General features: G+C 62.0%; 2 protein-coding genes. Both read right to left on the reverse strand.

Annotation, left to right across the window (positions count from 1 at the left end; all coding sequences use genetic code 11):
• Window positions 1-228: 228 nt before the first annotated feature.
• Window positions 229-2,688: a TonB-dependent siderophore receptor gene (locus tag HMPREF2886_RS32280; RefSeq protein WP_171048841.1), complete on the reverse strand. Its 2,460-nt coding sequence runs from the start codon at window positions 2,686-2,688 to the stop codon at window positions 229-231.
• A gap of 164 nt (window positions 2,689-2,852) precedes the next feature.
• On the reverse strand, window positions 2,853-8,319 hold a 5,467-nt coding region (locus HMPREF2886_RS32285; RefSeq protein WP_139148439.1), incomplete at its 5' end, for a non-ribosomal peptide synthetase.

Raw genomic sequence — 8,319 nt, forward strand, 5'->3', positions numbered from 1 at the left:
GCTGAAGACATCGCCGCCGCCCAGTCGCCCAACATTAGCTGCGCGCCTCTATCTTTGTGCCTGCACTGCCGGCAATGACGCACCGTCGTGCTCGTCACGGACCAGCCGACGAGAATCGCCAACAACCCTGCTGGCCGTCACCCGGATTCCGAACGGATAGAAAAAAGCCGGCCCGAAGGCCGGCATTCGTTCCCGTTCCGGCAGGCCCGATGACCGGCCGTCAGCAGCTCAGTAGCTATAGGTAAGCGTGAACAGCACGTTGCGCGGATCGCCGAAGTAGTTGTGGCCATAGTCGACGGACTTGAAGTAGCGCCTGTCGAAAATGTTGTTGACGTTCATCGCACCGGTCAGCTCTTCGGTGAAGCGATAGGCCAGGCGACTGTTCCATACCGCGAAGCCGCTCTGCTCCCGTCCGTAGTAGCCGAACCCGGCCGACCGGCTCTGTGCATTGACGCCGCCGCCGACGGATACCCGCGACCAATTGCCCGGCAACCGGTAGTCGACCCAGGAGCGGAATATGTGCTTCGGTGTATTGACGCTGGCGCCAACGTCATCCGCTTCGCTGGGCACCTCGCCCTGGTAACGCAGCAGGTTGAGGGTGTAGGCGGCATATACCTGCACGTTGTCGAACAACTCGCCGCTGAGCTCGGTCTCGAAGCCGCGGCTGATAGCCTTGCCGCCGCCGTGGTAGCAGGTACCGCCGCAGTTGGCTTCCTGAACGTCATCGGGCAGGTTGGCGTCCTGGATCGGGATGTTGTCCTGTTCCATGCGGAACAGCGCGAAGGTGGCATTCAAGCGGCCATCGTTGAGGATGCCTTTCAGGCCGGTCTCGACGCTTTTCCCGCTTTTCGGTCCCAGGATGCTGCCGCTCGCGGTACGCACCGACTGCGGAAGAAAGATCTTGGTGAAGCTGGCATACGCACTCCACTCCGGATTGAGGTCGTAGATGATGCCGGCATAGGGAATGGCCTTCGCCGACTCCTTGGCCACCGCCTTCGAATAACCCCAAGGCCCATTGGAGGTATAAGCCTTCTGGTAGGACGAAATGCGAGTCCCGAGCACTACGGACAGGTCGTCGGTCAGATAGTATTGCCCCATGCCGTAGACGCCTTTCTGGATCGAAGCGTAGCCATCGTCGCTGCGCCTGACGGAATAGATGTCGTCATCGGATGGTTTGTTGGTATTGACCGGCGAGTTGAAGATATCCCAGTTGGGTACGTAGCGCTGCCTCCAGCCGAAGGTATCGCTGCTGTCCAGGTCCGAATAGTTCGCCCCGAATGTAAGGTTCAGCTGGCGATCGGCAACCTTGGTACGACCATTGACATAGACATCCCCGCCCCAGTGCTCGGAAAAGAAGTCGAAGACGTAGGCATCTCCCCGCAGCGTACTGGTATTGTCCGGATTGATGCTGCCGGCCATCAGCAGGTACTTGTAGTCGTTCTTCTCGCGCGCATTGACCACCGTGGCATTCAACGACCAGTCTTCGTTGAACTGGTGGGCAATATCGAAGTAGAAGGTCTCTTGGATCTTGTCCCAGTAGGACCAGTCGCCGCCGAGGAAAGTCGAGCGACTGAAATGCGGCATCGAACCATCGGTATAGTTGGGCAAGCCGTTGACATCGATGTTGGCGTCGATCCGCTCGCGACTGAAGCCGAAGCCGAGGCGTGTAGCTTCCGTAAGATCGTAATCGAGCGCGGCATAGATGGTCTGGCGGTCATCGCCTACGTGGTCGACGAACGAGTTCTTGGTGTCGTAGTCGAGAACTAGGCGCCCTCGCAGTCTTCCCTGTTCGTCGATCGGGCCGGAGATATCGGCCTGGGTACCATAGTGATCCCAGGAGCCGGCCTTGGCAGTCAGTCGGACCTGGTTCTCCGCCGTCGGTCGCTTGCGCACGAAGTTGACCGAGCCCGAGGGATTGCCGCCGCCCTCCAGCAGACCTTGCGCACCCCGGAGAATCTCTACCCGATCGAAGATCGCGGTCTGCCCGGTGAAGTCCGAACCACGGGCATAGGATTGGCGCTCCAGGGGTACACCGTCGTACTGGAAGTTTTCGATGAAGAAACCGCGAGAGTAGTACTGCTCGCCGGTACCGAACATCGGGATGGAGGTAACGCCCGGCGCGTTGGCCAGGACATCGGATACGGTGGACATGTTCTGGTCCTGCATCCGTTTCTGGGTGACCACCGTTACCGATTGGGGAATTTCCTTGATGCTCTTGTTGCCCTTGCCGATCGACACCGCAGGCGAGGCATAGGAGCCGCTGTTCTCAGTAGTGGGATTCAGCGCCAGGCCTGAGACCACCATTGAATCCAGGGATATCACCGAAGAGGAGTCCTGCAGGCGCAGGATCAGGGTTTTGCCCTGCAGTTCGAAACCGATACCGTTGGCCCCATCCAGCAGTTGGCTGATCGCCTGTTCCAATTCGAGTTTGCCGCTGACACTGCGGCTACGCAGACCACTCAGGTCGCTCGGGTTGTAGAGCACCTGCAGACCCGCCTGGCGGCCAAGCGCCTGAAGCGCCGCGTCGAGCCGCTGGGCGGGAACGTTGAATTCGTACTCCTGCGCGACCGCCTGGGCGCTCACCAGCAGAAGGGCCAGGCCAAGCCTGGACATCTTGTTTGCCCCCAAACTTCCTAAAGCCCTTGCCAGAGGGGAAACCGCATGTGCTGTTGGCATGTTTTTCTCCATATATTTCGTATGGATAAATATTTAAGAATACTTATCAATTACAAAGACGTCTCAGCAGGAAAAACCGGAAAAAAAACTCAACTGTCGTATTTCGTTACCCCGGACATACCCGGGCCGGGTCTACCTGTAGGTAAAACCCGGCCCGGCCCTCGTTTGTCGACGCGCTACGTACGTTGCTTCAAAGACCGCTCGCTAGCCTCGTCAAGCTCCTGCAACAGGCGCTCGTCCTGCATGATCGTGTCGTGCTCGGCCTGGCAGAAGGTTTCTCGCGCCAAGGTGAAAGACATCTGCGCCTGGAACTGCCGCGCCTCCGCCTCGCGCCCTTCGACCCACCAGCAATGAACCCCGGCAACGAGCCCTGCGAGTTCGGCGGCATCCCAGCAGAGCTTGCGCAAGGTCGCCACGGTTTCGAACACACCAATCAGCTCATCCGCCGTGAGGCCATGGCGAACAGGTTTCTCCGCCACCTGAGCACGGATATGACTGGCTACGACAGAGGCATCCACCGACGCCTCGGCCGGAAGCCGGGAGCGCGTCCCCAGGAATATCTCCAAGAACTCATCGAGGACCTGGCCCAGCTCCTGATCGCTTCTTCCCCTGCCGTCGACCAGCGGTGCATCCGCGAGGCCGAGGAAGACGACCTCCTCGCCCTGCTTCTCCAGTTCCCGCGCCACGAAGAGGCTGATGACTGCGCCCAGCGACCAGCCCATCAGGCTGTAAGGACCCTGAGGTTGTCTTTGCCTGATCAGTCCGGCGTACTGCCTGGCCAGCTCCCGCATCGCCAGGCCTTCGGGGCGATAACCGGAGAGCAACGGCGACTGGATACCGATAACCGTGCGTCGTCCCTCCATCCGCCGCGCCAACGGCAGGTAGTCGAAGGCCGTGCCGAAGATTCCGTGAATGCAGAACAACGGCGGCACCTGCTCAAGCCCCCTGTTCAAGCTCACCAGCGGACTCCCTGCATGTGACCGCGACTCCAGCAACGCGGCGATGGTTGGCTTGTGCATCAGGTCGCGCAGGCTGATCTCCAGGCCCGGAGCACGCCACAGCCTGATTCTCCCCACCAGTTGGACGGCCAGGATCGAATCGCCGCCAAGCTCGAAGAAGTTGTCGTGCAAACCGACCCGCTCGACACCGAGTACCTCTCTCCAGAGCCGCGCCAGGTCTTTTTCCGCTTCGGTCTGCGGGGGCGCGTATGCCTGCGTCTGTGCGCCGGCATCCGGCTTCGGCAAGGCCTTGCGGTCGATCTTGCCGTTGGGCGTCAGCGGCAACCGTTCGAGCGCCACCAATTGCGCAGGCACCATGTATTCCGGCAGGCAGCCCTTCAGTGCATTCCTCAGCACATCGCGCCAATCTGGTGCCAGTTCTGACGTGATGGGCACTACGTAGCCAACCAGTTGCGCGCCATGGGCTCCCTCCTGTGCCAGCACCACAGCCTCGCGCACGAGGCCCTGCTCCTGCAGGCGCGCCTCGATCTCGCCCAGTTCGATGCGGAACCCGCGGATCTTCACCTGATGGTCGACACGGCCGAGATAGTCGATAACGCCATCGGAGCGGCGGCTGGCCAAATCTCCGGTGCGGTAGAGGCGTCCGCCGTGTGCATCGAACGGGTTGGGCACGAAGCGTTCTGCTGTCAGGGCGGGACGTGCGAAATAGCCCCTGGCCAGACCGCCCCCGCCGATCAGCAGTTCACCGCCGCCCCCCGCCGGCATGGGTTCGAGTTCGTCATCCAGGACGTGTAGCGCGGTGTTGCCGATGGGTCCGCCAAGATGGATGACCTCGCTGTCGAGCACACGCTGGCAGGACGACCAGATGGTGGTCTCGGTGGGACCGTAGACGTTCCATAGGGAGTCCACGTGCGCGAGCAGACGTCGTGCCAGACCTCCGCCCAGCGCCTCACCACCACAGAGCGCCTTGCGGCCACGCAGGACCTCGGCGCGCTCCGGAGCGCCGTCCAGCAGCATCCTCCAAGTCGCCGGCGTCGCCTGGATGATGCTGACCTCAGCCTCTTCGATGAGGGCCAGCAGCGCCTGCGGATCCTTGCTCTGCTGAGCCTTAGGCATGACGATACAGGCACCGCGGGTCAGGCCCAGGTATAGCTCCAGGCCAGCGATATCGAAGGACAGAGAGGTCAATTGCAGCAGCCGGTCGGAAGAGGTGCACCCCGGCTCCCGCGCCATGCTGGCGAGGAAGTTGAGCAGCGAACGATGTTCGATCTGGACACCTTTCGGCCTGCCGGTCGAGCCTGACGTGTAGATCACATAGGCCAGGTTTTCCGCAGCCAGGGGACGCAGCGGGTCATTCGAGGGATAACCATCCAGCCAGCCAGTCCGATCCAGGTCGAGGGCGGCCACGCCCTTCGCTAAGGGCAACCCAGGGGACAGCCAGGACTGGCTCAGTACCAGCCGTACGCCGCTGTCTTCCAGCATGTAGGCAAGCCGCTCGCGAGGATAGTCGGGATCCAGGGGCACATAGGCGGCACCTGCCTTGAGCACCGCCAGTAGGCCGACAAGCATGTCCGGCCCGCGCTCCATAGCGATTCCCACCAGACTCTCTGTTCCCACTCCCTCAGCGAGCAAGTGGTGCGCGAGGCGGTTGGCGCGTCGGTTGAGTTCACCGTAGGTCAGTAGCTCACCGTCGAAGAGCACCGCAGGCGCGTCCGCGAAGCGCCCTGCCTGCGCCTCGAACAGCGTATGCAGGCAAAGGCCGCGAGGATATTCCGCATCCATGTCGCCGCCAAGCGCCAGGTAACGCTGCCGTTCATCCTCGTCCAACATCCGCAGTTCGCCAAGGCGGACTTCCGGCGCCCGGCACATAGCCTCCAGCAAGTTGCGCCAGTGCGACGCCAACCGCTCTACCGCCTCGGAATCCAGATAACGGCGATCGTAGCTGTACTGTACCTGGAGGGTCTCCCCCAGACCGACCGACAAGGTCAGCGGATAGTTCGTCTGCTCCCGGTTCTCTACCTCACCGAAGCGCAGCCCCGACGGGGCACCCTGCTCCAGTGCCTCCGATACCGGATAGTTCTCGAATACCAGCAGGCTGTCGAACAATCCCTCGCCGCCCTGCCCGGCCCAGCGCTGCACTTCGTACAGTGGCGTATGCTCATACTCGCGCAGGCCCAGGTTGCAGTCCTGCACCTGGCTGATCCAATCGACAACACTCAGGTCCGCCCTCGGGCTAGCGATCACCGGCAGAGTATTGATGAACAATCCCACCTGTTGCTCGATGCCGGGCAACTCCATCGGTCGCCCCGCCACCGTGGCGCCGAAACACACCGTGTCCTGCCCGGTGTAACGCTGCAACAGTAACAGCCAGGCCGATTGCACCAAGGTGTTCAAGGTCACCCGCTGGGTGCGGGCAAATGCCTCGAAATGCTGGGTGGAAACCGGATCGAAGGCGTGGACGAAATGGCCATGTCCGCTCGCTGGCAACAGTTCGCAACGTATAGCCTGTGCCAGGCGAGTTGGCGCATCGAGCTCGGCGAGCCGCTCTTTCCAGTAGCGCTCGGCGCTTTCCCGGTCCTGTCGCTGTAGCCAGGCGATGTAGTCGCGGTACCGGCCGGCCTGAGGAGCAGGCTGACGCCCCGAGTAGCGTTCAAGTACTTCGCCGAGCAGCAGGGAACCGCTCCAGCCATCCATCAGGATGTGGTGATTGGTGTAGATCAGGCGATGCCGGTGGTCGGCCACTCGCACCGAGACCCAACGCAGGAGCGGCGCCTGTTGCAAATCGAACGTCCGCAGCCGCTCCTGGTCTGCCAGGTCCTCCAGGGCTGACTCGAGGTCGGTGCGCCCGCGCCAGTCGTGCTCGGCAAAAGGAAGCGAAACGCTTTTGTGCACCACCTGCAACGGCCGACCCAGCTCTCCTTCCCAGACGAAGCCGCTGCGCAGGACATCGTGCGCCTCCAGGGTCGCTTCCCAGGCCAGGCGGAAGCGGGCGACGTCCAGCCCTTCCACTTCCACCTGCATCTGGTTGATGTAATCGCCAGCGCCCTCTTCGTACAAAGAGTGGAACAACATACCCTGCTGCATGGGAGACAACGGGTAGAGGTCGGCGATCGAGCCGACGGGCAATGGCAGGCTATCCAGGCGTGCCTGGTCGATATCCGCCAGAGGAAAGTCCGAAGGCGTCAGCCCACGATTCCGCTCTTCGCAACAGTGGGCAACCAATGCCTGGAGTTCTGACAAGTATTCGTCCGCAAGCCGCTGGATGGTGGCTTCTTCGAACACTTCCCGACTGAACGTCCATTGCAGACTCAATTCGCCGTCATAGACCTGCCCGCTCAGTGCCAGCAGGCCGTCGAGAACTGCCTCGTCGCTACGCTCGGCACCGCTTCCCTCCCGCGCGGGCACGAACAACCCCTGCTCCTGGTCGAAGCTGCCGTCGAACTGGCCTAGATAGTTGAAGACCAATTGGCCCTCCGGCAGGCACCCGAGCGTTGTCCGAGCTTCATCGTCGCCGAGATAGCGCAGCAGGCCATAGCCGATACCCTTGTTCGGCACGGCCCGTATCTGCTCCTTGATGGTCTTGATCGAGTCGACCAGATCGATTCGTGGACTGAGCCGCAATGGATAGAGGCTGGTGAACCAGCCAACGGTACGGCTCAGGTCGATATCCTCGAAAAGATCTTCGCGACCGTGTCCTTCGAGACGCACCAGCACCTCGGCCTCACCGCTCCAGCGGCAGACCACCCGGGCCAGGGCCGTCAACAGCAGATCATTGATCTGCGTGCGATAGGCCGCCGGAGCCTGCTGCAACAGACGGCGGGTCCACTCTCGCTCCAGCCGCCCGCCAACGTAGGCGGCATGCTTCAGCTGACGTCTCCCATGGGGGTTGTCGCAGGGCAGGTTATCCGACAAGCCCTGAAGCTGTGCCTGCCAGTAGGCAAGCTCCGATTTGAGTGCCGGCCCCCGGGCATGTTCCTGCACACGCTCGGCCCAGGCCTTGAATGAACTGGTCTTCGCCGGCAGGTGCGGCATCTCTCCGGTCGCCAATGCCTGATAGGCCTGCTGCAGGTCTTCCAGCAATATCCGCCAGGACACCCCATCCACCACCAAGTGGTGTACGACCAGCAGCAGTCGCTGGCTGCCGTCCGGCAGGGTCGCAAGCAACGCCCGCAACAGGGGGCCATGACGCAAATCCAGGCTGCGCTGGCAGGCCTCGATCACCTCCTCCAGTTCTTCCGTAGCATCCAGCGTACGTTCCCACAACAACTCTTCGCTCGCTTCCTGTGGCAGGAACTCCGCCTGCCAGCCCCTTTCGCCAGGCATGTAACGCAAGCGCAGGGCATCATGCTGTTCGACCAGCGCCGCCAGGGCCCCCTGCAGCGCCTGAGGGTCGAGCGCCTCGCTGGGTTCCAGCAGCAACGACTGGTTCCAGTGATGGCGCTCAGGGACATCCTCCTCGAAGAAACGTTGCTGGATCGGCATCAGTGGCATCGAACCGAGAACAGGCCCCTGATCGACAAGCTGCCCCGTATCGAACCGCACAGCCCCTGCCAGTCCCTGTATCGTCTGGTACTGGAACAGATCCTTGGGAGTAAAGCGGATTCCCGCCTGGCGCGCCCGGCTAACCAGTTGCAGCGAGATGATCGAATCCCCGCCGAGCTCGAAGAAGTTGTCGGCCATCCCG

The organism is Pseudomonas sp. HMSC066A08 (genome assembly GCF_001813025.1).
Classification (GTDB): Bacteria; Pseudomonadota; Gammaproteobacteria; order Pseudomonadales; family Pseudomonadaceae; genus Pseudomonas; species Pseudomonas aeruginosa.

Coding starts and splice junctions, on each gene's coding strand:
- HMPREF2886_RS32280 (WP_171048841.1), bottom strand. CDS start 2,688: ATGGAGAAAAACATGCCAACAGCACATGCGGTTTCCCCTCTGGCAAGG.